Source organism: Nonomuraea sp. NPDC049152 (genome assembly GCF_040648355.1).
Classification (GTDB): Bacteria; Actinomycetota; Actinomycetes; order Streptosporangiales; family Streptosporangiaceae; genus Nonomuraea.
This window is the reverse complement of record NZ_JBEZDO010000014.1, coordinates 211,714-235,697: the sequence shown is the minus strand read 5'-3', so window position 1 is coordinate 235,697 and position 23,984 is coordinate 211,714. Positions and strand designations below refer to the sequence as shown.

Annotated in this window: 28 protein-coding genes; 14 read left to right on the top strand and 14 right to left on the bottom strand. The window is 69.4% G+C overall.

Annotated elements, in window-relative coordinates:
* Positions 1 to 10: 10 nt before the first annotated feature.
* Positions 11 to 1,291 carry a 3-phosphoshikimate 1-carboxyvinyltransferase gene (gene aroA, locus AB0B45_RS25795; protein WP_358135087.1) on the bottom strand — a complete coding sequence of 427 codons (1,281 nt, stop codon included), beginning with the start codon at positions 1,289 to 1,291 and terminating at the stop codon, positions 11 to 13.
* A 106-nt stretch (positions 1,292 to 1,397) separates the two neighbouring features.
* Here aroA and AB0B45_RS25790 point away from each other — a divergent pair, with 106 nt between their 5' ends.
* Positions 1,398 to 2,204: an SOS response-associated peptidase gene (locus AB0B45_RS25790; protein ID WP_358135084.1), complete on the top strand. Its 807-nt coding sequence runs from the start codon at positions 1,398 to 1,400 to the stop codon at positions 2,202 to 2,204.
* 162 nt (positions 2,205 to 2,366) lie between these two features.
* Positions 2,367 to 2,699 carry a TraR/DksA family transcriptional regulator gene (locus tag AB0B45_RS25785; protein ID WP_358135081.1) on the top strand — a complete coding sequence of 111 codons (333 nt, stop codon included), beginning with the start codon at positions 2,367 to 2,369 and terminating at the stop codon, positions 2,697 to 2,699.
* Between the two features lie 3 nt (positions 2,700 to 2,702).
* Here the strand turns inward: AB0B45_RS25785 and AB0B45_RS25780 are convergent, their stop codons facing one another.
* Positions 2,703 to 3,443 carry a methyltransferase domain-containing protein gene (locus tag AB0B45_RS25780; protein WP_358135079.1) on the bottom strand — a complete coding sequence of 247 codons (741 nt, stop codon included), beginning with the start codon at positions 3,441 to 3,443 and terminating at the stop codon, positions 2,703 to 2,705.
* Positions 3,444 to 3,664: 221 nt separating this feature from the next.
* Between AB0B45_RS25780 and AB0B45_RS25775 the strand changes: the two genes are divergently transcribed.
* The 7 genes from AB0B45_RS25775 (at position 3,665) to AB0B45_RS25745 (ending at position 10,037) form a co-directional block, all read left to right on the top strand.
* Positions 3,665 to 4,270 carry a sigma-70 family RNA polymerase sigma factor gene (locus AB0B45_RS25775; RefSeq protein WP_358135132.1) on the top strand — a complete coding sequence of 202 codons (606 nt, stop codon included), beginning with the start codon at positions 3,665 to 3,667 and terminating at the stop codon, positions 4,268 to 4,270.
* Entirely contained in the window at positions 4,267 to 4,533 is a 267-nt protein-coding gene (rsrA, locus tag AB0B45_RS25770; RefSeq protein ID WP_358135076.1) for a mycothiol system anti-sigma-R factor, read from the top strand. Before AB0B45_RS25775 ends, rsrA begins: the two co-directional genes overlap by 4 nt.
* 10 nt (positions 4,534 to 4,543) lie before the next feature.
* A complete protein-coding gene (locus AB0B45_RS25765) occupies positions 4,544 to 5,467 on the top strand; it encodes an NAD-dependent epimerase/dehydratase family protein (protein WP_358135073.1) in 924 nt (307 codons plus the stop codon).
* A gap of 180 nt (positions 5,468 to 5,647) precedes the next feature.
* Complete coding sequence (locus AB0B45_RS25760; protein ID WP_358135070.1) at positions 5,648 to 7,000, top strand: HD-GYP domain-containing protein; 1,353 nt, start codon at positions 5,648 to 5,650, stop codon at positions 6,998 to 7,000.
* Between the two features lie 43 nt (positions 7,001 to 7,043).
* A complete protein-coding gene (locus AB0B45_RS25755) occupies positions 7,044 to 8,309 on the top strand; it encodes an HD domain-containing phosphohydrolase (RefSeq protein WP_358135068.1) in 1,266 nt (421 codons plus the stop codon).
* Positions 8,310 to 8,433: 124 nt separating this feature from the next.
* Positions 8,434 to 9,789, top strand: coding sequence for a biotin carboxylase N-terminal domain-containing protein (locus AB0B45_RS25750; protein ID WP_358135065.1), 1,356 nt, complete (start codon positions 8,434 to 8,436; stop codon positions 9,787 to 9,789).
* Between the two features lie 38 nt (positions 9,790 to 9,827).
* Positions 9,828 to 10,037, top strand: coding sequence for a biotin/lipoyl-binding carrier protein (locus tag AB0B45_RS25745; protein WP_358135062.1), 210 nt, complete (start codon positions 9,828 to 9,830; stop codon positions 10,035 to 10,037).
* On the opposite strand, the gene AB0B45_RS25740 is transcribed toward AB0B45_RS25745, so the two are convergent.
* Positions 10,030 to 10,425 carry a thioesterase family protein gene (locus AB0B45_RS25740; RefSeq protein ID WP_358135059.1) on the bottom strand — a complete coding sequence of 132 codons (396 nt, stop codon included), beginning with the start codon at positions 10,423 to 10,425 and terminating at the stop codon, positions 10,030 to 10,032. The two genes, AB0B45_RS25745 and AB0B45_RS25740, sit on opposite strands and share 8 nt — an antisense overlap.
* A 231-nt stretch (positions 10,426 to 10,656) precedes the next feature.
* Here AB0B45_RS25740 and AB0B45_RS25735 point away from each other — a divergent pair, with 231 nt between their 5' ends.
* On the top strand, positions 10,657 to 12,261 hold the full coding sequence (locus AB0B45_RS25735; RefSeq protein WP_358135056.1) for a serine/threonine-protein kinase: 1,605 nt from the start codon (positions 10,657 to 10,659) through the stop codon (positions 12,259 to 12,261).
* Between the two features lie 4 nt (positions 12,262 to 12,265).
* Here AB0B45_RS25735 and AB0B45_RS25730 read toward each other — a convergent pair whose 3' ends face one another.
* The gene (locus AB0B45_RS25730; RefSeq protein ID WP_358135053.1) at positions 12,266 to 13,912 is read right to left on the bottom strand and encodes an acetolactate synthase; all 1,647 of its coding nucleotides are present in this window, start codon (positions 13,910 to 13,912) and stop codon (positions 12,266 to 12,268) included.
* A 45-nt stretch (positions 13,913 to 13,957) separates the two neighbouring features.
* The gene (locus AB0B45_RS25725; protein WP_358135052.1) at positions 13,958 to 14,731 is read right to left on the bottom strand and encodes an SAM-dependent methyltransferase; all 774 of its coding nucleotides are present in this window, start codon (positions 14,729 to 14,731) and stop codon (positions 13,958 to 13,960) included.
* Between the two features lie 96 nt (positions 14,732 to 14,827).
* On the opposite strand from AB0B45_RS25725, the gene AB0B45_RS25720 reads away from it, so the two are divergent.
* Positions 14,828 to 15,433, top strand: a complete 606-nt coding sequence (locus tag AB0B45_RS25720; protein WP_358135049.1) for a hypothetical protein — start codon at positions 14,828 to 14,830, stop codon at positions 15,431 to 15,433.
* Between the two features lie 21 nt (positions 15,434 to 15,454).
* Here AB0B45_RS25720 and AB0B45_RS25715 read toward each other — a convergent pair whose 3' ends face one another.
* From AB0B45_RS25715 to AB0B45_RS25705, 3 genes are all read right to left on the bottom strand, one after another.
* Positions 15,455 to 15,859, bottom strand: a complete 405-nt coding sequence (locus AB0B45_RS25715) for a type II toxin-antitoxin system VapC family toxin (protein ID WP_358135046.1) — start codon at positions 15,857 to 15,859, stop codon at positions 15,455 to 15,457.
* Complete coding sequence (locus tag AB0B45_RS25710; protein ID WP_358135044.1) at positions 15,852 to 16,130, bottom strand: type II toxin-antitoxin system prevent-host-death family antitoxin; 279 nt, start codon at positions 16,128 to 16,130, stop codon at positions 15,852 to 15,854. The genes AB0B45_RS25715 and AB0B45_RS25710 overlap by 8 nt, the downstream gene beginning before the upstream one ends.
* A 370-nt stretch (positions 16,131 to 16,500) precedes the next feature.
* Positions 16,501 to 17,220: a GntR family transcriptional regulator gene (locus AB0B45_RS25705; RefSeq protein WP_354921679.1), complete on the bottom strand. Its 720-nt coding sequence runs from the start codon at positions 17,218 to 17,220 to the stop codon at positions 16,501 to 16,503.
* 356 nt (positions 17,221 to 17,576) lie between these two features.
* On the opposite strand from AB0B45_RS25705, the gene AB0B45_RS25700 reads away from it, so the two are divergent.
* Entirely contained in the window at positions 17,577 to 19,094 is a 1,518-nt protein-coding gene (locus AB0B45_RS25700) for a PAS domain-containing sensor histidine kinase (RefSeq protein WP_358135040.1), read from the top strand.
* A 196-nt stretch (positions 19,095 to 19,290) separates the two neighbouring features.
* On the opposite strand, the gene AB0B45_RS25695 is transcribed toward AB0B45_RS25700, so the two are convergent.
* Positions 19,291 to 19,545 carry a WhiB family transcriptional regulator gene (locus tag AB0B45_RS25695; protein ID WP_358135037.1) on the bottom strand — a complete coding sequence of 85 codons (255 nt, stop codon included), beginning with the start codon at positions 19,543 to 19,545 and terminating at the stop codon, positions 19,291 to 19,293.
* 276 nt (positions 19,546 to 19,821) lie between these two features.
* On the bottom strand, positions 19,822 to 20,763 hold the full coding sequence (locus AB0B45_RS25690) for a diacylglycerol kinase family protein (protein ID WP_358135034.1): 942 nt from the start codon (positions 20,761 to 20,763) through the stop codon (positions 19,822 to 19,824).
* A gap of 262 nt (positions 20,764 to 21,025) precedes the next feature.
* Here AB0B45_RS25690 and AB0B45_RS25685 point away from each other — a divergent pair, with 262 nt between their 5' ends.
* Positions 21,026 to 21,400, top strand: a complete 375-nt coding sequence (locus AB0B45_RS25685) for a hypothetical protein (RefSeq protein WP_358135031.1) — start codon at positions 21,026 to 21,028, stop codon at positions 21,398 to 21,400.
* Here the strand turns inward: AB0B45_RS25685 and AB0B45_RS25680 are convergent.
* The 3 genes from AB0B45_RS25680 to sodN form a co-directional block, all read right to left on the bottom strand.
* Positions 21,397 to 22,176: an RNA polymerase sigma factor SigF gene (locus tag AB0B45_RS25680; RefSeq protein ID WP_358135028.1), complete on the bottom strand. Its 780-nt coding sequence runs from the start codon at positions 22,174 to 22,176 to the stop codon at positions 21,397 to 21,399. The two genes, AB0B45_RS25685 and AB0B45_RS25680, sit on opposite strands and share 4 nt — an antisense overlap.
* Positions 22,177 to 22,193: 17 nt before the next feature.
* A complete protein-coding gene (locus tag AB0B45_RS25675) occupies positions 22,194 to 22,604 on the bottom strand; it encodes an anti-sigma factor (protein WP_358135025.1) in 411 nt (136 codons plus the stop codon).
* Between the two features lie 119 nt (positions 22,605 to 22,723).
* Positions 22,724 to 23,125, bottom strand: a complete 402-nt coding sequence (gene sodN / locus AB0B45_RS25670) for a superoxide dismutase, Ni (RefSeq protein ID WP_358135023.1) — start codon at positions 23,123 to 23,125, stop codon at positions 22,724 to 22,726.
* Positions 23,126 to 23,200: 75 nt separating this feature from the next.
* Here sodN and AB0B45_RS25665 point away from each other — a divergent pair, with 75 nt between their 5' ends.
* Positions 23,201 to 23,497, top strand: a complete 297-nt coding sequence (locus AB0B45_RS25665; RefSeq protein WP_358135022.1) for a S24 family peptidase — start codon at positions 23,201 to 23,203, stop codon at positions 23,495 to 23,497.
* On the opposite strand, the gene AB0B45_RS25660 is transcribed toward AB0B45_RS25665, so the two are convergent.
* Positions 23,467 to 23,883, bottom strand: coding sequence for a CGNR zinc finger domain-containing protein (locus AB0B45_RS25660; RefSeq protein ID WP_358135019.1), 417 nt, complete (start codon positions 23,881 to 23,883; stop codon positions 23,467 to 23,469). The genes AB0B45_RS25665 and AB0B45_RS25660 overlap by 31 nt on opposite strands.
* Positions 23,884 to 23,984: the final 101 nt, after the last annotated feature.

Below are 23,984 nucleotides of genomic sequence, written 5' to 3'. Positions count from 1 at the left end.
CCGGCGCCGGTCACGACCGCCCGCTCCTCAGCATCTCCGTCCACATCTGGGCGAACTCCGGAAGAGTCTTACCCGTCGTGGCGATGTCTTCTACCTCGACGCCGGGGACCGCGAGGCCGATGACGGCTCCCGCGGTGGCCATGCGGTGGTCGGCGTAGCTGTGGAAGGTGCCGCCGTGGAGCTTGACCGGGCGGACGACGAGGCCGTCGGCCGTCTCCTCCGCGTCGCCGCCCAGCCTGTTGATCTCGGTGACGAGGGCGGCGAGCCTGTCGGTCTCGTGGCCCCGCAGGTGGGCGATGCCGCGCAGCGTGCTCGGCGAGGTGGCCAGGGCGGCGAGGGCGGCGATCGTCGGGGTGAGCTCGCCCACCTCGTGGAGGTCGGCGTCGATGCCCGCGATCTCGCCGGTGCCCGTGACCGTGAGCCCTTCGCCGGTCAGCGACACGGTGGCGCCCATCGCGGTGAGCAGCGGGCGCAGCTTGTCGCCCGGCTGGGTCGTGCGGGCCGGCCAGCCGGGGATGGTCACCGTCCCGCCGGTGATGAGCGCGGCCGAGAGGAACGGCGCGGCGTTGGACAGGTCAGGCTCGACGATCAGGTCCATGGCCGCGATCGGGCCCGGCTCGACCCGCCACACGTCGGACTCGCTGTCGTCGACCCGCACCCCCGCGGCGCGCAGCATCTGGACGGTCATCTCGATGTGCGGCATCGAGGGCACGGGCGGGCCCTCGTGGCGGATCGTGATGCCCTTCTCGAACCTGGCGGCGGTCAGCAGCAGGCCCGAGATCAGCTGGGAGGAGGCGGAGGCGTCGATCGTGACCTCGCCGCCGGCGATCGGGCCCCTGATCGTGAACGGCAGGGCGTCGTTGTCGACCTCGGCGCCGAGCGCGCGCAGGGCGCCCAGGATCTGGCCCATGGGACGCGTGCGGGCGTGGGGGTCGCCGTCGAAGAAGACCTCGCCGTCCGCCAGAGCCGCCATGGGCGGAACGAAGCGCATCACGGTGCCGGCGAGGCCGACGTCGATGCGGGCGCCGCCGCTGACGGGGCCGGGTGTTACCTGCCAGTCGACGCCCGAGGCGCTCTCGTTGGACGGGGTGAGCTCGGTGCCGAGCGACCTCATGGCCGCGGCCATGAGGTCGGCGTCACGGCTGCGCAGCGCCTGCCGTACCGTGCCTGGGCCGTCGGCGAGCGCGGCGAGCAGCAGCGCCCTGTTGGTCACGGACTTGGAGCCGGGCAGGGGGACGGTGGCGGTGACCGGAGCGGACGCCAACGGAGCTGGCCAGAGCGGAGCGGGCATGGGCCAAGCCTATCCGGAGCCGGTGCGTCGGCCGTGGCGCGTGATCGCGGGACTTCGGAGAGGTGCGTCCAAGGCGAAACGGGCGCTCACGTGGCAGGGTGTAGTCATGTGCGGCAGATACGCGTCAGCGCGCAAGAAGCACGAGCTCCTGGAGGAGTTCCAGGTCGAGCAGGACGCCTCACCCGACGAGGAGCTGCAGCCCGACTACAACGTGGCGCCGACCAAGCAGGTCTACGCGGTGCTGAGCAGGGTGCCGAAGGACGCCGAGGGCGGTGAGAGCGCGGCGGGAGCGGGCGAGGACCGGAGCGGGCGGGGCCAGAGAAGCGGTCGAGCGGTCAGGCAGCTGCGCGTCCTGCGGTGGGGCCTGGTGCCCGTGTGGGCGAAGGATCCGTCCATCGGCTCTCGCATGATCAACGCCAGGCTGGAGACAGTCGCGGAGAAGCCTGCCTTCAAGAGGGCGTTCGCCTCCCGCAGGTGCCTGTTGCCGGCCGACGGCTACTTCGAGTGGATGCCGATCGAGGGCGAAAAGAAGAAGAAGCAGCCCTTCTACATCCATCCCGAGGACGACGGCGTGCTGGCGATGGCCGGGCTGTACGAGTTCTGGAAGGACCCGACCAGGGCCGACGACGACCCGCAGAAGTGGCTGGTGACCTGCACGGTGATCACCACGCAGGCCGAGGACGACCTCGGGCACATCCACGACAGGATGCCGATGATGATCGAGCGGGAGCGCTGGGCCGAGTGGCTCGACCCGAAGCTCACCGACATCGAGCAGGCCTCCAGGCTGCTGGTTCCCGCCGACGCGGGACGGCTGGTCGCCTATCCGGTCTCCACTGACGTCAACAGCGTCCGCAACAACGGCCCCCACCTGATCGAGCCGCAACAACCGGAGGAAGAAAGCGCACTTTTCTAGGCTGGCGGTGTAAGAAGCACGCTAAGTGGGCATCCGGTGAGGAAAGCGATGCCATCCGTTCACTCGGAGTCACCGCTGCATTCACCACCCCCCGAACGCGCCGGGCGGGACCTCCGGGGAGTTCCGTTTTCGGCTGCCCCCGCCTACCCGGAGGTGCGGACCGTGGACGACACGACCGCTCGTGAGCGACTGGAGAGCATGCTCGCCGAGCTCGACAGGTCGATCGGCGTGCTGCGCGGAGAGCCGGTGGCCGTGGCGGACCGCTCCGCGGCCGACGCGGGCTCCGACCTGACCGACACCGACCGTGCCCAGGCCATGCTGACCGTCGCGACCACGCATCGGGGCGCGATCCTTGCCGCGCTCAAACGCCTCGACGAGGGCACGTACGGCGACTGCGTCGACTGCGGCAGGCCGGTGCCCGAAGGCAGGCTGGAAGCCCGCCCGGAGGCGGCCAGATGCGTCCCCTGCCAGGCGAAGCAGGAGAGAAGGCGCTGACCCTCACTTCTTGAACGCGCTGGCCACCAGGTGGATGCCCACGGTGTCGTCGTCGTCGGGATGCGCGTCGAGCTCCGTGCGCACCAGCCAGGTCAGCGCCCGCGTGTCGGCGGCCAGGACGTGGTCGACGGTGGAGGGTGACAGGACGGTGCGCGGCCGTACCCACTCGACCTCGAGGCCGGCGCCCGTGAGCAGCTCGCGCAGCTGGCCGCTGCTGAAGCAGCGGGTGATGCTGCCGTCGGGCCACGGCACCAGCATGACCTCGCCGGTCTGCCGCAGATGGGCCCAGTAGTTCTGCTCGGCCAGTATCGCCATGCCGAGCACGAGGGAGTCGACGCACACCAGGGCGCGCCCGCCGGGACGCAGCACGCGGACCACGTCCTCCATGGCCGACTCGGCCATCAGCTCGATGGACAGCGCCCGCTCCTCGGCCACGACCGCGTCGACGCAGCCGTCCGGAAGGAAGCCCAGATCGTCGGCGCGGACCTGACGCACCCGGTCGGCATCGCGCAGCTGCTGCTGCCCCTCCAGCGCACGGCGGAAGTCGACGACCTCGATCACTTTGTGCCCCGCCTTCGCGGCATGGGCGGACCAGCGCCCGCGACCGCCGGACAGGTCGAGGATGGTGGAGGGACGACCGGGAAGCCAGCGATTCAGCTGCTCGGCGACGACTGCACGATAGAACGTCCAGTACGGCCCGAGCGTGCCTGAGCCGTTCAGTTCCTCGGCCGGAATGGGCAGCACACGCGTCTCCTGTGTTCCGGAAAAGGTACGTTTGTTTTTCCCCGTACCGGGTCGTTCGTCACCTCCATCTTGTGGGAACAGACGCGGCCGCGGGCGTGTTGCACACGAACATGCTCACATTGCTGGAACCCGTCCCCGGTGGCCTGCCGGTCGTTGACGAGCGGGTATCCTCCCTGAAGTACGGTGTTCCGCCACAGCAGGCCACCGGCGATCTTAGGGGGGTGGGTCCGGTGCCCGCGACAGGCACGGAGACTCTGGAGCAGCGCAGCGAGCGGTTCGAGCGTGACGTCATGCCGTACCTCGACCAGCTCTACTCCGCCGCGCTTCGGATGACCCGCAATCCGGCCGATGCGGAGGACCTGCTCCAGGAGACCTTCGCCAAGGCGTTCGCTTCCTTCCACCAGTTCCAGGAAGGCACCAACCTCAAGGCCTGGCTCTACCGGATCCTGACCAACACCTTCATCAACAGCTACCGCAAGAAGCAGCGGGAGCCGAAGCAGTCCGGCACCGAGGAGATCGAGGACTGGCAGCTCGCGCGCGCCGAGTCCCACACCTCGAGCGGGCTGAAGTCGGCCGAGATCGAGGCGCTTGAGCATCTGCCCGACGGCGACATCAAGGAAGCGCTCGCGGCGCTCCCCGAGGAGTTCAGGATCGCGGTCTACCTGGCCGACGTCGAGGGCTTCCCGTACAAGGAAATCGCCGACATCATGGGCACCCCCATCGGCACGGTGATGTCGAGACTCCACCGCGGCCGCAGGCAGCTGCGGACGCATCTCGAGGACTACGCTCGCGAGCGTGGCCTGGTCCCGGCGGAGGGATCCAAATGAGCTGTGGTGAGCCGCACGAGACGGACTGTCGTGAGGTGCTCGACAAGGTCTACGCCTATCTCGACGGCGAGCTCGGCGAGGGGGAGACCGTGGACATCACGGTGCACCTCGACGAGTGCAGCCCGTGCCTGCAGGAGTACGACCTCGACAAGGCGGTGAAGGCGCTGGTGGCCAAGCACTGCGGTTGCGATCCGGTCCCCGACGACCTGCGCTCGAAGGTTCTCGACCGCATCGCGCGGGTGCGAGCGGAGCTGGCCGACTAGCATTGCGCCCATGCGCGTGCTGGTCACCGGAGGAGCCGGGTTCATCGGGTCCAACCTCGTCGACGCACTCCTGAGGCAGGGACACGAGGTCGCGGCCGTCGACGACCTGTCCTCGGGGCGCGCCGAGAACGTCAGCGAGGGCGCGCGGTTGCACGCTCTCGACGTCAGGGACCCGGCGATGGTCGACCTGGCCGCCACGTGGCGGCCCGAGGTCATCTGCCATCTGGCCGCCCAGATCAGCGTGCGCGCGAGCGTGGCCGACCCCGTGCACGACGCGCGCGTCAACGTCGAGGGCACCGCGCGCGTGCTCACCGCCGCCCAGCGCGGCGGCACGCGCAAGGTCGTCTTCGCCTCCTCCGTCGCGGTGTACGGCAGGCCGCCGGTCATCCCCGTCCCCGGCGACGCGGCCACCGACCCGCGCTCGCCGTACGCGGCGAGCAAGCTCAGCGCCGAGACCTACCTGGCCGCGTTCAAGGCGCTGCACGGCATCGACTACACCACGCTGGTGCTGTCGAACGTCTACGGCCCGCGCCAGTCGCCCGAGGGCGAGGCGGGCGTCGTGGCCATCTTCACCGACGCGCTGCTGTCGGGCGCGCCGACCCTCCTGTACGGCGACGGCGACCAGACCCGCGACTACGTCTACGTCGAGGACGTCGTCGACGGCTTCGTCATGGCCTGCGGCTCGGCGGGCGGCGGCAGGCGCTTCAACCTCGGCACCGGCCTCCAGACGACCGACCGCCACCTCCACACGCTCATCGCCGCCGCGGCGGGCACGCCCGACAGGCCGGGGTTCGCGCCCGCGCGCCTCGGCGACCTGCCCGCGATGGCCGTCGACCCGCTGCCCGCCTTCGAGGGGCTCGGATGGCAGCCGCGCACCGAGCTGACGACCGGGCTGAAGGCGACGGTGGAGTGGGCGCGGAGTCGCCGCAGGTAGTTGCTTGATTACGCTTTGCTTGCGATTCACGAGTCGGGCCCCTGTCGCTGGGCGACTTCTGTAGCGTGAGCCCCATGCGCATGTTGACAGCACTGGTCGCCCCGGCGATTTCCCTGGTCGGTGGCGGTGACGCCGCCCCTCCAGGTGTCTCCTGGACCTGATCGCCCTTGGGGGGCCGCAATGCGTGGACTGCCGTGGCCTGCGAAGGTCTATCTGGTCGTCGTCATAGGGGCGGCGGCCGCTCTGGTCGGGCACAGCCTGGTCACAGGAGCTCTCTTCAAGTCGGGCGAATACGACACGCTGCTCGTGCTCGCGTTGCTCTTCCTGGTGTGCGAGTCGATGCCGACGCTGCTCAACGTCGAGCAGTTCGCGGTCTCGGTCAGCTTCTCCGCAGCGCTGGCGGCGGTGGTGCTGGTGGGGCCGGAGGGCGCGGCGCTGGTGGGGCTGATCGCCGTGCTGAGCGTACGGCCCGGCCTGCCGCTGGTAAAGCGGCTGTTCAACGGGGCGCAGTTCGCGATCTGCGGCTACGTCTCGGGGAGCGCCTACCTGTTCTTCGGCGGGGTGCCGAAGGTCCCCCAGGTCAACGACTTCGAGTCGCTGATCGGGCCCTACGCGGCGGCCGCCGCGCTGTTCGTCCCGCTCAACATCGTGCTGACGCTGACCATGGTGTGGCTGGCGACCCAGGTGCGGGCCGAGGAGCTGCCGGTCAGCGGCATGACGCAGTTCCTGCTGTCCTACTTCGGCTATGCCACCTTCGGGCTGCTGGTGGCGGGCCTGTGGGCCACCGTGCAGTCGATCTCGGCCGTGCTCGTGCTGCTGCCGCTCTTCGTCGCCCGCTGGGCCTTCGGGCAGTACCACGCCCAGCAGCGCTCCTACGACGCGACCATCGCGGCGCTGTGCCAGGCCGTCGAGACCAAGGACTACTACACCCGTGGCCACTGCACGCGCGTGTCGCTGGCCTCCACGATGATCGCGCAGGAGATCGGGATGGGGGTGGAGCGGCTGCGCGCCATCCGCTACGCGGGCATGCTCCACGACGTGGGCAAGCTGGGCGTGCCGACGAAGGTGCTGCAGAAGGACGGGCCGCTGACCGAGGAGGAGTTCGCGGCGATCCAGCTGCACCCGATGCGGGGGCTGGAGATCGTGCGCGGGATCGACTTCCTCGACGAGGCGTTCGCGGGGATCATGCACCACCACGAGCGGCACGACGGCCGGGGGTATCCGATGGGGCTCGCGGGTGACGAGATCCCCGAGTTCGCGCGGGTCATCGCGGTGGCCGACGCGTTCGACTCGATGACGTCCGACCGGTCGTACCGGGGGGCCAGGCCGGTCGAGGTGGCGGTGGCCGAGCTGCGCAAGGGGGCCGGCACGCAGTTCGACCCCGAGATGGTGGCCGCGTTCGTCAAGGCGCTGGAGCGGCAGCCGTGGCAGCCACCGCGCACGGTGTCGCCGCCGCCGGCGGACGCGACGGAGACGACGATCAAGGACCACGACGACCCGACCATGCCGATCGAAGTGGTGGGCGGACCATGAGGGTCCACTCACCGACGCCGGTGGGCGTTTCGAGGGGGATGTGGTGAATCGGGTCTTTCAGGGGCTCGACTCCGGACAGCTGCTGCTGATCGCGGCGGCCGGGCTGGTGGCCGTCGCGGGTGTGGCGCACACCGCCGCCGTCGGTCTCGTCCGGCCCGACATCGCGGTCGGGTTCGGGGCGCTGATCGCCATCGGGGAGCTCGCCAGGCTGACGATGCCGGGCAACAGGGAGGTGGCGCCCATCGGCGCGGCCGCTGCCCTCGGATACACGCTGCTGCTCGACCTCAGCAACGTCCAGCTCGACCACACCGCCCTGCAGGTGGTCGCCGTCATCGCCGTCGGGATGATCGCGGGCGCGCTGCCGCATCTGGCGGTGGGCCGCCCGCCCAGGCTGGACGCGATGGCCAGGCGGCTGCTGACCGGCGCGCTGCTCGCGTTCGCGTTCAGACCGCTCGCCGGCACCCTCTACACCCTCACCCAGGGGCAGACCCAGACCTGGTGGCCCGCGCTCGTCGTGATGGTGGTGCTGATCGCGATCACCCTCCTGGCCGACGTGCTGATCGCGGCCATGCTCAGGGCCGAGCAGGTGCGCACCGCGTTCAAGGTGGCCGTCAGGGACGAGCTCAGGATGGCCTTCCCGCTGGGCGCCGCCGTGGCCGCCTCAGGGGTGCTGCTCGCCCTCGCCTGCCACAGCATGGACCTGATGGCGCTGCTGGTGTTCGCCGCGCCCCTGCTGGTCACCCAGGTGGCCTTCCGCAAGTACGCCGGCATCAGGGCCACCTACCTGCAGACCGTGCGGGCGCTGTCGCGGGTGACCGAGGTGGGCGGATACGTCGAGCCTGGCCACTCGCGCAGGGTCAGCAGGCTGTCGGTGGCGATCGGCAGGGAGCTGGGCATGGCCGAGCCCGAGCTGCTCGAGCTCGAGTACGCGGCGCTGATGCACGACATCGGGCAGCTGTCCCTGCGCGATCCCATTCCCGGCGGGGCGACCGTGCTCACCGATCCCACGCAGGCCAGGCGCATCGCCGAGCTGGGCGCGGAGGTCATCAGGCAGACCGGCGTGCTCGACAGGGTGGCGGAGCTGGTCAGGCGGCAGTGCGACTCGATCGCCGAGGAGCCGCCGCGCTCCAGCCGCATCATCAAGGCCGCCAACGCCTACGACGACCTCGTCGGCGGCTCGACCGACCGCGACCGCGCGGGAGCCGCTTTAGAGCGGCTCAGGCTCGGCGTCGGCGGCGAGTACGACGCCGCTGTGATCGAGGCGATGGCGCGTGTGGTGGACCGGCTCGCGCCTGTGCATCGGCTCTAAGGCCGAAGCGCACCTACCGCGTTTCGCCCCACTCACTTTTGTGGGCTTCCTACAACACGGGCTGTCTGGATCGGTGGTTTCGGGGGAAAGGGATCTCGCTGACGGCGGCCGTATGGTGGGCGTCGTGCTTAATGAGACGCTCGGAACCGTCCTGATCGCCAACCGAGGGGAGATCGCCAGGCGGATCATCCGCACCGTCCAGCGGCTGGGTCTGCGCGCCGTCGCCGTCCACTCCGAGGCCGACGCGGACCTGCCGTTCGTTCAGGAGGCCGACGAGGCCGTGCTGCTCGGCCCCGCCAACCCCGCGCAGAGCTACCTCGACGTCGACAAGGTGCTCGAGGCCGCGCGAGCGACCGGCACGAAGGCGATCCACCCCGGTTACGGGTTCCTCGCGGAGAACGCCGCGTTCGCCAGGGCCGTCGTCGAGGCGGGTCTGATCTGGATCGGTCCGGCCCCCGAGGCCATCGAGCGGATGGGCGACAAGATCAACGCCCGCAACCTGATGGAGGAGGCGGGCGTTCCGGTCGCCGCGGGCACCCGCGAGCCGGTCAAGGACCTCGACCAGGCGCGGGTGCAGGCCGAGCGGATCGGCTACCCGGTCATGGTGAAGACCGCCGGTGGTGGCGGCGGCATCGGCATGAGCGTCGCCCACGACGCCGAGGGCCTGGCCAAGGCCTTCGAGCAGGCCTCCAGGGCCGCGGCGCGCTTCTCCTCGGGTGACGAGGGCCCCGCGATCCTCCTTGAGCGTTACATCGCCCGCGCCCGCCATGTGGAGGTGCAGATCCTCGGTCTGCCGGACGGCACCGTGCTTGCGCTCGGCGAGCGCGACTGCTCGGTGCAGCGCCGCCACCAGAAGGTCGTGGAGGAGTCGCCCTCGCCCGGTGTCACGCCCGAGCTGCGCGAGCGCATGCTGGCGGCGGCGGTCAAGGCCGGCGAGGCGGTCGGCTACCTCGGCGCGGGCACGGTCGAGTGCCTGGTCGACGCCGACGAGCAGGACTTCGTGTTCCTGGAGATGAACACCAGGCTCCAGGTGGAGCACCCGGTCACCGAGCTCGTCACCGGGCTCGACCTGGTCGAGCTCCAGCTCAGGGTCGCCGCGGGCGAGAACCCCTCGGTCACGCCCGAGGTCACGGGCCACGCGATCGAGTTCCGCGTCTACGCGGAGGACCCGAAGCGGTTCTTCCCCGGCCCCGGCGCGATCACCCTGTGGGAGGAGCCGTCCGGCCCCGGCATCCGCGTCGATTCCGGCTACGCTGCCGGCACCACCGTCACTCCGTTCTACGACCCGCTGATGGCCAAGCTCTGCGTGTACGGCGCCAGCCGTGCCGAGGCCATGGAGAAGGGCAGGGAGGCGGTGGAGTCGTTCAAGATCGAAGGACCGAAGAACAACCTGCCGTTCTGCGCCGAGCTGCTCGACCACGCCGAGTTCGTCAGCGGCGACTACGACACGGGCCTGGTCGGCCGCATGCGCGCCAAGTGAACGTGACACAGTTGAGGCATTGAAAGAGGGGGGTTCCCGTGGCTGAGGTACACGCCGAGATGGTGGCGAACGTTTGGAAGGTCGTCGTCGCCGAGGGTGACACGGTCGAGGAGGGCGACACGCTGGTGATCCTCGAGTCCATGAAGATGGAGATCCCGGTGCTCGCCGAGGACGACGGCGTGGTCACGCTGAAGGTGGCCGAAGGCGACGTGGTGCAGGAAGGCGACCTGATCGCCGTCATCAGCTAGACGTTCTCCCCGGGGCGAGCCGCCCGAGGAACTTCTCCCTGTCGACGACCACCCGCTCGATCGTGCCCTTCCCCACCAGGGTGGCGCGATCGCGGGCGGTGAAGCCGAACACCAGGCGCCTGCCGTCCACCGCGGTCAGTTCGGCGCTGATCTCGACGTGCGTGCCGATGGGGCTGGCGGCCAGGTGGTCGAGCTCCACCCTGGTGCCGACGGAGGTCTCGCCCGCTCCGAGGTGTTCCCTGACCGCCTGTACGGTCGCCATCTCCGCCAGAGCGAGCAGTCGCGGCGTCGCCAGCACGGGCACGTCACCACTGCCGATCTTGGTGGCGAGGTCCTCCCTCTCGACCATGATCAGCAACGTGGCGCGGAGACCTGGGGCGAGCGTCATGCGGCCAGCCTACTGAGATCACATCTCGGGTATCGGACAGACAGGAATCCGTCCGAGGCCTCAGGATAGGTTTGTACGGCTTGCGGCAATTTTGTGGTGACGGAATGGTGCAAGCCGTACACTTCTCAGAATTCCGTGACCTCTGCGTTACCTCGCCGCGATACAAATCCGCTTTGTTGGAGAACCCTGGGGTGGGAGAGGTTCCAGACGACAGGGGGTAACGGGGGAGACATGGTGGCCCAAGGGACGACGCTGGCGGGGCGATATCGCCTGGATACCCGCATCGGCGCCGGCGGCATGGGTGAGGTGTGGCGTGGCGAGGACATCGTCCTCGCGCGCACCGTCGCCGTCAAGGTGCTGCTTCCGGGCCGCACGGACGATCCGGGTTTCGTCGCTCGCTTCCAGGGCGAGGCGAGGGCGATGGCGACGATCAACCATCCCGGTGTGGTCGACGTCTACGACTACGGGGTTCACCAGGTGGCGGGTGCGGGGGCGACCGTCTATCTGGTGATGAAGTTCGTCGACGGCGAACCGCTCGATCGCTTACTGCAGCGCCTGGGGCGCATCGCGCCCGAACCTGCCATGGAGCTGATCGCCCAGGCGGCGTCGGCGCTGCAGGCCGTACACGACCAGGGCATCGTGCACCGCGACGTCAAGCCGGGCAACCTGCTCGTGCAGCGCGACGGCACCCTGGTCCTGACCGACTTCGGGATCGCCCGCCAGGACGTGGCCAACAGGCTCACCGACGCGGGCATGGTGCTGGGCACCGCCGCCTACTGCGCGCCCGAGCAGGCCGAGGGCGCGCCGGTGACGCCCGCCGTCGACATCTACGCGCTCGGCGTGGTGGCCTACGAGTGCCTGGTGGGCGTGCGCCCGTTCGATGGCGACAGCCCGGTCACGATCGCGCTCAAGCACATCAGGGAGGCTCCGCCGCCGCTGCCCGCCGAGATCCCGCCCGCGGTGCGGGCGGTGGTGGAGCGGGCGCTGTCCAAGGACCCGGTGCGACGCCACCCCAGCGCCGCGGCCATGGCGGCGGCGGCCAGGCAGGCCGCGCGGTCGCCCCACGCCGCCGGTTCGCCGCCCTCGCTCACCGACCTGTCGGTGGTGACGGGGGCCGCGGCGGCCGCGCCGTCACCGGCCACGGGAGCGATCCAGCCGCCCGACCAGTCGACGGTCGCCACTGAGGGGTCGCGGCGCGGCGCCCGCAGGGCGGCCAAGGCCGCCAAAGCAGGCGGCGGCAGGGGCGTGCTGGTGGCGGGCATCGCCGCGGTGGCGGTGCTGGGCGTCGGCGCGGGCGCCGTCGCGCTCACCGGCATGGGCGACGAGCCCGGAGGAGCGACGGCGGTCACCACCTCGCCGGTCGCAGGGGGCACCAAGACGACCCCGGGCAAAACCACGAAGACGACCAAGCCGCCGAAGCCGACCGAGCCCACGGAGGAGCCCGAGCCGACGGAGGAGCCCACCAGGCGGCCCTCCACACCGCCGACGACGAAGCAGGCCGTCGTCGAGGAGCCCAGCGAGACGCCCACGCCGACGCACGTCAAGCAGCCGCTGGTGCCGAACGTCCTGGACATGTACGTGGAGCAGGCGAGGAAGACACTGGAGAAGTCGGGCTACACGATCCACATCAAGGCCGTCATGGTGATGGAGCCGGACAGCTGCCCGAAGGTCTCGGACCAGGAGCCGGATCCGCGCGAGCCGCTGGCCAAGGGCAGGACGGTGACAGTGTCGACCGTGAGTGACCAGTGCCCGCCGGGCAAGTCGCCCAGCCCGTCGCCGTCCCCGAGCCCGACGCCCAGCACCTCGCACTCGCCGACGGCCACCGGCAAGTCGTAGCAGCTCAGACCCCCGTGGTGTTGCGGGGGTAGGCGACCTGCGGGTCGGTGGCGATGTTCACCATGTACGGCACGCCGGAGTCGAACGCCCGCCGAAGCGCGGGCCCGATCTCCGACGGCTTGGTGACCAGCTCGCCACCGCCGCCGAGCGCGGTCACGACCTGGTCGTACCGCGTCTCGGGGCGCAGTTCGGCGGCCACGTCGTAGCCGTACAGCATCTGCATGGGGTGCTTCTCCAGGCCCCACATGCCGTTGTTGCCGCACACCATGACCACCGGCAGGTCGTGCCTGACGAGGGTGTCGACGTCCATCAGCGAGAAGCCCGCCGCGCCGTCGCCGAGCAGCAGCACCACCTGCGAGGAGGGGCGGGCCAGGCGGGCGGCGATGGAGTAGCCGAGCCCCGTGCCGAGGCAGCCGTAGGGGCCTGGGTCGAGCCAGTTGCCCGGCTGGCGGGGCTCGACGTACTTGCCCGCGTAGGAGACGAAGTCGCCGCCGTCCCCGATCACCACCGCGTCGTCGCCGAGCACCTTGCCCAGCTCGCCGTAGACGCGCAGGGGGTGGATCGGGTCAGAGGAGGCCGACAGGAGGTCGGCGTCGCCCGCGATGGCCGCCGCTGCCGCCTGGGAGAGCGTCTCGAGCCATGGCGCGTAGCGGGAGGGCTTCACGCCCGCGTCGCCGCAGGCCGTGCCGAGGCTCCAGAACACCAGCGACAGGTCACCCGCGGCGGAGGCGGCGGGCTGCATGTGGGTGGCCAGCTGCGAGGGGGCGTCGGCGAGATGGACGACACGGGCCAGCGGCGCGCCCTCCTTGCCACCGAACCAGCCGTAGCCGAGACGGAAGTCCAGCGGGGTGCCGATGACGATCACCAGGTCGGCCTGGCCGAAGGCGAGACCGCGGGCACGGGTGACCAGCAGTTCGTGACCTGAGGGCAGGATGCCGCGGCCCTGGCCGTTGGGGATGACGGGCAGCCGCCACGCCTCCACGAAGTCGCGGGCCGCCTCCTCGGCACGGTCCATCCACACGTCGGAGCCGAGCACGACCACGGGGCGCTCCGCCTCGGCCAGCAGCGCCGCCACGCGCGCGATCGCGTCGGGGTCAGGCTCGAGAGGGGAGGGAGTCTGCGTCTCCGCCTGGTGCATCTCCGACGGAGAGAACAGGTGGTCCATGGCGAAGTCGATGAAGACCGGGCCCCTGTGCGGGGCGATGGCCGTGCGGAAGGCCAGCTCGACGTCCTGTCCGATCGAGTCGGCGGCGGCGGCCGTGAACGACAGCTTGGTGATCGGCTGCAGCAGTGGAGGATGGTCCATCTCCTGCAGCGCCCCGCTGCCCCATCGGGACTGCGGCGCGCGGCCGCCCATGACCACGACGGGCGAGCCGTTGAAGTGCGCGGTCGCGATGCCGCTGACGCCGTTGGTGATGCCGGGCCCCGCGGTGAGGACGGCGAGGCCTGGCTTCCTGGTCAGCCTCGCCGTCGCCTCGGCGGCGAACACCGCGCTCTGCTCGTGCCTGACGTCAAGGATGCGCACGTCCTCGTGCACGGCCCCGTCGTAGAGGGGGAAGACGTGCCCGCCGGAGAGGGTGAACATGGTCTCGATGCCGTAGGCCTTGGCGACGGCGACGGCGGCGTCGCCAGCGTGCTTCGCAGACTCCATGGCCGGGAACCTACCAGCCGCTCACCGTTCCAAACAGGTGAGTGGTCAGGGCTTACGGCCGACGGCGCCGTACCCGTCCACCTCGGGAGGCGTGATCCCCTCGGGGCGCCACCGCGACACCGACACCAATCCCGGCTCGACAAGTTCCAGTCCGTCGAAGAATCTGGCGATCTGCGCGGGACTGCGCTGGATGTACGGCAGCGCCCCGCTTTCGTTGTACTGCTGGTGCGCCAGCCTGTTCGCTTCGCTGTGCACGTTCGTGCCGTCGTTGAGCGCAAGGTAACTGCCAGGGGGAAGCGCGCCGAGCAGTCGGCCGACGATCGACAGCGCCGCCTCGTCGTCGACCACGTGGCCCATGATCCCGCTCAGGTTGAGCGCGATCGGGGCGTCGAAGTCGAGCGTCTTGGCGGCCACGGTGAGGATCGCGTCCGGCTCGCGCACGTCGGCGTCGATGTAGTCGGTGGCGCCCTCGGGCGTGCTGGTCAGCAGCGCGCGGGCGTGGGCGAGCACGAGGGGATCGTTGTCGACGTAGACGACGCGGGCCTCAGGCGCGATCCGCTGGGCGATCTGGTGGGTGTTGTCAGCCGTCGGCAGCCCCGTGCCGATGTCGAGGAACTGCCTGACGCCGGCCTTCGCCGCCAGCCAGGTGATCGTCCGCCGCAGGAACGCCCTGGAGGCCCGCGCGCCCGCCGCCATGCCAGGGAAGACCTTCAGGAACTCCTCGCCGGCGATCCTGTCGACCTCGTAGTTGTCCTTGCCGCCGAGCCAGTGGTTCCAGATCCTGGCCGAGTGCGGCACGCTGGTGTCGATCTCGCTCATCGCCCCAATCTAGCGATCTACATCGAACAGGTGACGCCGCTGCTACCCCTTCGTCGCCAACTTCCGCCGGCGGCGTCGCGTCTATCAGGTATGGGGATGATGACGACGGGGGCGGCGGTCGTGACCGCCGCGAGCATGCTGATGGGAAGCGCGGCCACGAGGCTGCCGAAGGGCTTCCTGCTGTGGGAGAACAGGTCGAGCGGCTGGGACATCTGGGAGGTGTCCGACCGGGCGTCGACGCCGCTCATGATCGACGCCTGCCACGACAGCTACTGGAACAAGCGCGGGGGCGTCGAGAAGGGGCGCGTGGCGGCCAGGACCATCTACCGGCAGCAGGAGATCGACCTCGGCGGCGAGCAGGTGGCGCTCTACCAGGACGAGCCGGGCGCCCGTGCCGCCATGGACGCGATGCGGGCCGAGCTGAAGAAGTGCGCCTCGCGCGGTGAGGGCATCGAGAAGATCACCTACTACAGCAAGCCGCTCAAGCTCGGCGACGAGGCCATCAGGGTGGGGGCCAGGTACTGGGAGGGCGGGCTCAGGCAGGTCGCGGTCCGCAGGGGCGCGGCGGTCATGGTCTACACGGAGACGGCGTGGCCGACCCCTTCGCTGCCGATGGGGGAGTTCAAGTCGCTGCTCGGGGACGCCAGGGAGATGGCCGGCAAGGTCTGCTGGCTTCCCGAGGCGTCCTGCCAGAGCTCGTAACGTGGAGGGCATTGTGCCCCATCACACGGCCACGACGGTGACTATGCTTTCGAGCCCTTTGAAGTCGGTGTCGTTGCGCGTGTAGAGCGGCAGGCCTCTGGTGGATGCCACCGCTGCGATCATCAGATCCATTCTGCGGGGACGAGGGTCACGATCGGCGGCGATCGTGAGGGCTACCAGAGTCCCGTAGCGGGCGGCGGCGTCGCTGTCGAAAGGCAGTGGTTCGAAGTCGGTGACGGCTGCCCCCAGTTTCTCCATGCGTGCGGCTCTGGCTCCAGCGTCTTTGGCCATGGCGACGCCCTGGTGGAGTTCGGCAAGAGTTATGGCGGTGATCTCCGGGATGGCCGGCAGCCGTGCTGGGTCGATGAGATCCAGATCGATGTAGGTGCAGGTGTCGAGTACGCCCGACTCATCACGGTCAGGCATGGTTGCCTTCCCAAGGGTCGTCGCTGCCGAGCCGATCTTCCGTCCCGAAGAATTCGTCGGCTTCCTGACGCATGCGACTGTAATCCACGCGTGGTAGCCGACGATGACGGGCGACCAGTTCCTCCGCGGTCAGGCGCCGCTTGCGGGACAAAGGCCGTAGCTCGGCGACTTCGATGCCATTGCGAGTGATGTGGTAGATCTCGCCCGCTTCCACCGCATCCATAACGGCTGCGGAGTTGTTGCGAAACTCACGCTGCGTAATTGTCCTCATGCAGTGAACGTAGCACGCTGTAGCGTCAAGTGCTACGCCTGTTGTGTTGTCAGATGGGCGACGACCCTGACGACAAGAGCCACACCAAGCACGGTTCGGAACGTCGGGACGGTGGCGGGAGTGATCCCCCGACGCGGTCGAGCGTCGCCTGACCATGATTTAGTCCTGGTGGGCAGGCCGCGCAGCCCCGCCGCCTTGCCGATGCGCACGTCGGTCTTCGGCCACTGGGCGGACACGGGTGCGAGACCACATCAAGGCTCCGTCCTCGGGACAGGCGGTCGGGATACCGGGATGCGTGGTGGGGGGCGGGACGGGGTCGGGAGCCCCTGGGGAAGGCCGGCCCCGAGCCGGAGGCGAGGGACCTTGCCTTTCAGGGGCGCCGCAGGCGGGTGACGAACTTGTAGCGGTCGCCGCGGTAGAGGGACTGGGCCCACTCCACCGGGTTGCCGTCGGCGTCGAAGGCGTGCCTGGTGAGCAGCAGCATCGGCAGGCCCACATCGACGCCCAGCATCTGCGCGTCGTACGGCGTCGCCAGGACGGTCTCGATGACCTCCTCGGCGTCCGTCAGCCGCACGTTGTAGGCGTTGTGCAGCGTCTCGTACAGCGACGAGTGCACCTCGAGCTCCCGCCGCAGCCTCGGGAAGCGGCGCGCCGACAGGTGGGTGGTGTCGATGGAGACGGGCTCGCCGTTGGCCAGCCGGAGCCGGTGGATGCGCAGCACCCTGCCGCCTGGGTTGATCGCCAGCCGTCTGGCCAGCGCCTCGTCCGCGGTGATGTAGCTGATGTCGAGGATCTTCGTGTCGGGCTCGAGCCCGGCGGTGCGCAGGTCGCCGATGTAGGAGGTGAGCTGCAGCACCTGGGCCACCTTCGGTTGGGCGACGAACGTGCCCTTCCCCTGAATGCGTACCAGTCGGCCTTCCACCACCAGCTCGGTCAGCGCCTGGCGGACGGTCGTGCGCGAGGTCTCGAAGCGCACGGCGAGCGTCCGCTCGGGCGGCAGCGAGCTGCCCGGCGTGAGGCTCTTGGTGAGCTCCAGCAGGCTCCGTTTGACGTCGTAGTACTTAGGTACGCGAGGGGACTCTTCTGTCACGCTCTCACCTTCACTCCAGCCACGGCGGTGAGGGCGTGTCTGATCACCGCGAGATCATCGGAACTCAGATTGGCCCGAGTGGTCAACCGCAAGCAAGAGTGGCTTGCGGGCACCCGGATCCGTTGGGCCCTCGCACACGCATATATGGGCTGCTCGGGCTGATTGTGAAGGATATCCATGGCCGTGAGTGCGGTGATAACCGCCTCTGGTCTTGCGCGCCCGATCAAGGCCTCGACCACTTTTCTGCGCTCCGCGGTGTGATGGTGCTCACAATGTGAGATGCCCCAAAAGCGCTGTAGCCGCACTTTGCGCAGGGCGAGTTGGTTGTTGTGGCCGAAACCACGCATGATGCACTCGTGCCGACTCTCAGCGACCTCGTCGTCCGCCACACCGCGCTCGACGCGGCGGACCTCGACTGGCTGCACTCGCTGGTCTCCGACTGGCAGCTGCTGGCCGATCTGTCGTTCGCCGACCTCATCCTGTGGGCTCCGCTGCTCCACCGCGGGAGCCAGGTCGGGCCCGCGGGGGAGCACGACCAGCCGCAGAGCGACAGCGGCTGGATCGCGATCGCGCAGATGCGGCCGACCACGGGACCCACCGTCTACCACGACGACATCGTCGGCAGCGTCGCGGCCAAGGGCGAGCGCGGCCTCATCGACACCGCGTGGAACGAGCGGCGCATCTGCCGCGAGGGCGACCCCGACTGGTCCACCGGCGTGCCGGTCCGCGAGGAGACCATTCCGGTACGGCGGGCGATGCCCGACGGCGAGGGTCGCTTCCTCGGCGTGATCCAGCGCTCGACCAACCTGTCGTCGGCCCGCACCCCTTCGCGCCTGGAGCTCACCTACCTGCAGAGCGCCTCCGACCTGGCCCAGATGGTGGCCGAGGGCCGCTTCCCGTTCTCAGGGGAGGAGCCGATCCTGGTCCGCTCGCCCCGCGTCGGCGACGGCCTGCTGCGGCTCGACCGCGCGGGCAGGGTGACCTACGCCTCGCCGAACGCTCTGTCGGCCTACCGCAGGCTCGGCCTGCACGCCGACCTGGTGGGCGCCGAGCTCGGCAAGCTGACGGCCACGCTCTGCTACTCCGACGAGCCGATCAACGAAGACCTGATGATCGTGGCGAGCGGCCGCGCGGCCAAGGAGACCGAGGTCGAGTCGGGCGGCACGATCGTCCAGCTGAGGGCCATCCCGCTGATCGTCGGCGGTGGCCGCATCGGCGCCCTGGTGCTCATCCGCGACGTCACCGAGCTGCGGCGTCGCGAGCGCGAACTGATGACGAAGGACGCGACGATCCGGGAGATCCACCACCGCGTCAAGAACAACCTGCAGACCGTCGCCGCGCTGCTGCGCCTGCAGGCGCGCCGCCTGCAGGTCCCCGAGGGCCGCGAGGCGCTGGAGGAGGCGGTACGGCGGGTCGGCTCGATCGCCATCGTCCACGAGACGCTGTCGATGGCTCCGGAGGAGTTCGCCGACTTCGACGAGATCGCCGACAGGGTCATCGCCATGGCGGGCGAGGTGTCGGCGCCCGAGGCGGCGGTGACGCCGCGAAGGATCGGCACCTTCGGGGTGCTGCCCTCCCTCATCGCGACTCCGCTGGCGATGGCGCTGACCGAGCTGCTGCAGAACGCCCTGCAGCACGGGCGGCCCAGACGGCTCCAGGTGGTGGTGGAGTCGGGGGGCGACCGGCTGCACGTCGTGGTGTGGGACGACGGGCGCGGGCTGCCGGCGGACTTCGACCTGGACAACACCACCAGCCTCGGCCTGCAGATCGTGCGGACGCTGGTGGAGGGGGAGCTGTCGGGCAAGCTGTCGATCGAGCCGCGTCAGGGTGGGGGGACCGAGGTCACGCTGTCGATCCCGCTGCCGGCCTCGTGACGGGCGGGCGTACGGCCCCGATCAGGAAGCGAGCGCTCAGAGGCCGACGGTGGACCCTGAGCGGCGGGTCCGCGAAAGACCTCGGTCCGCGCCCGACATGCGGAGCGCGGACCCTGGTCTCGTGTTCCGCGACCCCTCGGGGTCGCGGGCCTGGCAGGAAAAGTCTCACTCGCCAGGCGTCATGGAGACGTTGTGGTCAGGCGGTGGCGCGAGCGCGGGCGCGGGCCGTGCGGCGCTTGAGAGCGCGACGCTCGTCCTCGCTGAGACCGCCCCACACGCCGGCGTCCTGTCCGGATTCGAGGGCCCACTTCAGGCACGAGTCAACGGCCGAGCAGGAACGGCACACCTGCTTGGCCTCCTCGATCTGCATCAGGGCCGGGCCCGTGTTGCCGATCGGGAAGAACAGCTCAGGGTCCACGTCACGGCAGGCAGCTCGGTGGCGCCAGTCCATGCGTCCACTCCTTCGTAGATGGAGTCGCCGCTAGCCGACTCCGTGCGGTCTACTTTGTGAAGTCTTTCACTAACTAGCGCGAGCCTTTACCCGAATCCTGAGGAGACCCGGGGTGTTCGCGCTGTCGCAGGTAGGAACCCTTGGTGGTTCAAAGGTCCTACGTTCCGACGTCAATGACGAGACTTCCAGCCACGCTTAGTACACGCAAGAGGTTTGGGTCGAAGTTTTGGTGGATATGGATGTCGGATGCATCACACAATGACCGAATGTAACCGCTTAGACCAGCACTTGTAACGCGTTCGGGATAGACCGGAACGTTACGGACTCGCGCTCTCCGAGGTAGTCACCGTCGAGCTGGAAGGCCACGGGACGTTCCGCGGAGATCGTGAACTCGGCCTCGTCGTGGAGCTGGACGAGGTGCCTCCCCCTGGGGAGGGTGTCACGCTCCGTGAGGATCTGGCGGATGATCGAGGCCATCGAGGGGAGGCCCATGCGCTGGAGGCCCAGCAGGTCGAGTCCGGTGTCGAAGCTCGCCCACGGGGTCGGTGAGACCGCGTGCGGGCCGACATAGGTCCACGGTGAGGTGTTGCAGATGATCGCCATGAAGACGCCCTCGGCGGTCGGGATGCCGGGGCCCTTGACGGTCATAGCCGCTTGCCGCTTGTCCGTGGACAGGTAGTGGCGCAGGGCGGTGTTCACATAACGTGCGGGGCTCGCCTTGCGGCCGGCGCCGCGCAGGCCCTCGACCGCGCGCACCACCTCGGCGTCGTAGCCGAGCCCCGAGCAGAAGGTGAAGTAGCGGCTCTGGTCGTCCCAAAGGGCCTGACCCAAACCGACAGACCTCGTACGGCCCTCCTGCAGCGCCTCCAGCACCGCGCCCGTGGCCTGGACGGGGTCGTTCGGCAGGCCCAGCGCGCGGGCGAAGACGTTCGCGCTGCCGCCGGGGATCACCAGGAGCGACGGGCGTTCGCTCTGGTCGTGGCCCTCGCCTTCGAGCAGGCCGTTGACCGTCTCGTTGACCGTGCCGTCGCCGCCGAGGACGGCGACGGTGTCGTAGCCCTTGGCGTGCGCGGTGCTCGCCAGCGCGGCCGCGTGCCCTCGGTAGCCGGTCTCCTCGACCGTCAGGTCGACGGCCGCGCTGAGGGCGCGGATGAGCACGTCTCGCGTGCGGTGGTTCGTTGTCGTGGCCTTGGGGTTGACCAGGAGCATCGCGCGCATACGGTCAGCGTAGCCAACGTTCCATGTCCGTCTTGTCCGTAAACGGTCATTGCTGACCTACATGTCGCTTCGGGTGGCTTCCGCCCAGGGGCGGCCGGTTGGGAGACCGAGGTGGACAGGCGGGATGATGGAGCCGGTCCGACGATCCCGATGTGACGGCGACCAGCCGAAGTCCCGCTGGAGTAGCGTGGAGGACGGCCGGTCACCGGTGACCGGCCGTGGCCTTGACCCCGCTTGCCGTACAAGAGGAAAGAACACACGCATGCGCCCTTGGAGTTTGACGGTGGCGGCCGCGATCGTGGCGCTGGAAGGGCTGGTGACGCTCGGGCTCGGGATCTACGCGGCGGTCGGCACCCTGGCGGGGCAGGCCGGCGAGACCACCGCGGCCATCGCCGAGGCCGCGTTCGGCATGCTCATCGGCGCGGGGCTGATCTGGGTCGCGTGGGGCGGGCTGCTCAGGGCGGAGCGCTGGGGCAGGGCGCCCGGCGTGCTGACCCAGATCTTCATGATCCCCGTGTCGGTGACGGTGATCCAGTCGGGCCAGCCCGCGATCGGCATACCACTGCTGGTCGTCGCGATCGCTGGACTGGCCACGCTGCTCGCGCCGCCGACCACGAAGGCGTTGTACGGCGGCTAGTCCTCGGCCGTCAGCCCCTCGCGCAACTGCGCGAGTGTGCGGGCCAGCAGCCTGGAGACGTGCATCTGGGAGATCCCGAGCTCGGTGGCGATCTGCGACTGGGTCATGTTGCCGAAGAACCGCAGCAGCAGGATGCGCTTCTCGCGCGGGGGCAGCCGCTCCAGCAGCGGCTTGAGCGACTCACGGTACTCGACGCCCTCGAGCGACTCGTCCACGATGCCCAGCGAGTCGGACACGGCCGGCGCGTCGTCGTCGCCCGAGTCGGGGGCGTCGAGCGAGACCGTGGAGTAGGCGTTGGCCGACTCCAGACCCTCGAGCACCTCCTCCTCGGTCATCTTCAGGTAGGTGGCCAGCTCCGCCACCGTCGGCGCGCGTCCCTCACGCTGCGAAAGCTCGCTGATCGCCTTGGTGAGCGAAAGCTTGAGCTCCTGGAGCCTGCGCGGTACCCGCACCGCCCAGCCCTTGTCGCGGAAGTGACGCTTGATCTCGCCGACGATCGTCGGAGTCGCGTAGGTGGAGAACTCCACCCCGCGAGCCAGGTCGAACCTGTCGATCGACTTGATGAGGCCGATGGTGGCGACCTGGGTGAGGTCGTCGAGCCATTCGCCCCTGTTGCGGAAGCGACGGGCCAGGTATTCCACCAGGGGGAGATGAAGCTCGACCAGCTCGTCCCTGATGCGCTGCCTGCGCGGCTCGTCGGGGCCCAGCTCGGCCAACTCGGCGAAAAGCATGCGGGCGCGCACCCTGTCGGGCACGGCGTGGTCGCTGGCGGCCATGGCTCCAGTCCTTTCCGTCACGCCGGCCTCGCTGCGCCTCGGCGCTTACGCAGGACGATCGCCGTGCGGTCGGGGGAGTCGGTAACCGCGTCCACGTCGTCGGCCAGGGCGGTCAGCACCATCCACGCGAAGTCATCGCGCTTCGGCGCCGTACTGCCCACGGTCGCGACCTCCACCCTGACCTGCATCTCCTGCCCTGTCAGCTCGAACTCGGCCGTCAAGTCAGTGCCAGGCACCGCCTCGTTCAGCAGCATGGCGCAGGCCTCGTCGACGGCGATGCGCAGGTCCTCGATCTCGTCGAGCGTGAAGTCAAGCCGTGCAGCCAGGCCGGCGGTCGCCGTACGGAGCACGGACAAGTACGCACTCGCGGCGGGAAGCCTGACGCTCACCACATCGCGGATCACGCGCGCCTCGGTGTCCTCGGTCACGTTCCTCCTCGCGTATAGGACGCTCTCTGCAACTTACCGCCACCTGGAGCCGATTGGTGTCCTCAGACGCGCCAACCAACGAAAAAGGCCCCGCGGGAGCGGGGCCCTTCAACGGCTGTTCAGGCCGCCTTCGTCTCCCAGAAGATCTTGGAGATCTCATCGATCTTACCGAGCAACTCGTCGGCCTTGCCCACGTCGACCGTGCCCTTGCCGCCCGCGGCGCCCGCGAGCTTGGTGGCCTCCCAGAACAGCTGGTGCAGCTGCGGGTAGGTCTCCAGGTGCGGAGGCTTGAAGTAGTCGGTCCACAGCACCCACAGGTGGTGCTTGACGAGCTCGGCGCGCTCCTCCTTGATGGTGAGGGCGCGAGCGCGGAAGACCGGGTCCTCGTTGCCGGCGTACTTCTCCATGATCGCCTTGACCGACTCGGCCTCGATCCGGGCCTGGGCGGGGTCGTAGACGCCGCAGGGGAGGTCGCAGTGCGCCGAAGCGACGTGCTTGGGTCGTAGCAGTCGTGCGAGCATCAGAAAGTCCTTCCTTGATGCTGTGTCAGCTTGGTCCAGTTACCGACCTTACTCGTGTGGGGAGATCACCAGCCCATGAGGGTGCGTGTCGAAGGAGACTCCATGAAGCCCGCGCTGCAGCCGGGAGATTGGCTGCTGGTACGGCGTGGCGCCGCGGTCCACCCCGGCGACCTGGTCGTGGCCAGACTCCCCGGCGAGCCCTCGCGGCTGATCGTCAAACGCGCCCAATGGCACGGGGCGGACGGGTGGTGGCTGGAGAGCGACAACCAGCGCGCCTCGGGACGCAAGGACAGCTGGGACTTCGGGCCCGTCGACGACATCGTGGGCCGCGTCGTGCTGCGCTACTGGCCGCTCTTGCGGCGCGCACGGTAGGCGGCGACGTTCGCCCTGCTGGCGCAGCGCTCGGAGCAGTAGCGGCGCGAGCGGTTGGACGAGGTGTCGACGAACACGTTCGAGCACCGCGCCGCCCTGCAGACGCCCAGCCTGTCGACGCCCAGGTCGGTGACCACGGCGGCCAGGCCCATCACCATGCCGCCCTCCGACAGGTGCAGATGCCAGCCCTGCCCGTCGTGCGCGGAGATCTGCGGATGCACGGGATGCCGCGCGAGCAGGGTGTTGAGCAGCTCGACCGCCTCGTCGTGCTTGCCCGCGTCGGCCAGCGCGAAGACCGATGCCAGCTCTTCGCGCAGGCCGTTCTCATCAGGAAGCTCTCCGTTGATCAGAAGGACGGCCAACTCCGCGTATGAGGTCAGATCCAACCTGTTAACACTCCTTACACATGCGCGCGTCTCAGTATGTGGCAGAATCAAAAAACGGGTGACCCCCGTACCCCCCTCACGAAGACGCCCGCTCCACGACA

Coding starts and splice junctions, on each gene's coding strand:
- sodN (WP_358135023.1), bottom strand. CDS start 23,125: ATGCTCGCACGACTGCTACGACCCAAGCACGTCGCTTCGGCGCACTGC.
- AB0B45_RS25730 (WP_358135053.1), bottom strand. CDS start 13,912: ATGGAGTCTGCGAAGCACGCTGGCGACGCCGCCGTCGCCGTCGCCAAG.
- AB0B45_RS25665 (WP_358135022.1), top strand. CDS start 23,201: ATGAGGGTGCGTGTCGAAGGAGACTCCATGAAGCCCGCGCTGCAGCCG.
- AB0B45_RS25715 (WP_358135046.1), bottom strand. CDS start 15,859: ATGCCTGACCGTGATGAGTCGGGCGTACTCGACACCTGCACCTACATC.
- AB0B45_RS25710 (WP_358135044.1), bottom strand. CDS start 16,130: ATGAGGACAATTACGCAGCGTGAGTTTCGCAACAACTCCGCAGCCGTT.
- AB0B45_RS25680 (WP_358135028.1), bottom strand. CDS start 22,176: ATGGCCGCCAGCGACCACGCCGTGCCCGACAGGGTGCGCGCCCGCATG.
- AB0B45_RS25695 (WP_358135037.1), bottom strand. CDS start 19,545: ATGGACTGGCGCCACCGAGCTGCCTGCCGTGACGTGGACCCTGAGCTG.
- AB0B45_RS25760 (WP_358135070.1), top strand. CDS start 5,648: ATGCGTGGACTGCCGTGGCCTGCGAAGGTCTATCTGGTCGTCGTCATA.
- AB0B45_RS25740 (WP_358135059.1), bottom strand. CDS start 10,425: ATGACGCTCGCCCCAGGTCTCCGCGCCACGTTGCTGATCATGGTCGAG.
- AB0B45_RS25720 (WP_358135049.1), top strand. CDS start 14,828: ATGATGACGACGGGGGCGGCGGTCGTGACCGCCGCGAGCATGCTGATG.
- AB0B45_RS25685 (WP_358135031.1), top strand. CDS start 21,026: ATGCGCCCTTGGAGTTTGACGGTGGCGGCCGCGATCGTGGCGCTGGAA.
- AB0B45_RS25735 (WP_358135056.1), top strand. CDS start 10,657: ATGGTGGCCCAAGGGACGACGCTGGCGGGGCGATATCGCCTGGATACC.
- rsrA (WP_358135076.1), top strand. CDS start 4,267: ATGAGCTGTGGTGAGCCGCACGAGACGGACTGTCGTGAGGTGCTCGAC.
- AB0B45_RS25790 (WP_358135084.1), top strand. CDS start 1,398: ATGTGCGGCAGATACGCGTCAGCGCGCAAGAAGCACGAGCTCCTGGAG.
- aroA (WP_358135087.1), bottom strand. CDS start 1,291: ATGCCCGCTCCGCTCTGGCCAGCTCCGTTGGCGTCCGCTCCGGTCACC.
- AB0B45_RS25725 (WP_358135052.1), bottom strand. CDS start 14,731: ATGAGCGAGATCGACACCAGCGTGCCGCACTCGGCCAGGATCTGGAAC.
- AB0B45_RS25765 (WP_358135073.1), top strand. CDS start 4,544: ATGCGCGTGCTGGTCACCGGAGGAGCCGGGTTCATCGGGTCCAACCTC.
- AB0B45_RS25690 (WP_358135034.1), bottom strand. CDS start 20,763: ATGCGCGCGATGCTCCTGGTCAACCCCAAGGCCACGACAACGAACCAC.